The sequence below is a fragment of the Microvirga pakistanensis genome (assembly GCF_004458765.1).
GTDB lineage: Bacteria > Pseudomonadota > Alphaproteobacteria > Rhizobiales > Beijerinckiaceae > Microvirga > Microvirga pakistanensis.
In genome coordinates this window covers 1-223 of sequence record NZ_SPJX01000050.1, presented here as the reverse complement: position 1 = coordinate 223, position 223 = coordinate 1, and the positions used below count along the sequence as shown (strand labels likewise).

Below are 223 nucleotides of genomic sequence, written 5' to 3'. Positions count from 1 at the left end.
CAAGAAACTCACCCAACTCGCTGAATTCAGCTATACTATTGAGCTTCTCCTTGATCTCAGCACGGCTCATACCAAGAAATAGCCCTCGCACAAAGATATTATCCAGGCCTGTTGCCTCCATATCTAACCCGAAGCTTAGATTTAGAAGCGGCGCAACTCGGCCCACAACAACGGCTTGTCCCTGCGTGGGCGCATAAAGTCCCGCCATCACCCGTAGCAGCGT

Annotated in this window: 1 pseudogene; it reads right to left on the bottom strand. The window is 51.6% G+C overall.

What is annotated here, in order from left to right:
- A pseudogene (locus tag E4K09_RS29705) lies at positions 1-223 on the bottom strand (ABC transporter ATP-binding protein); the annotation flags it as partial.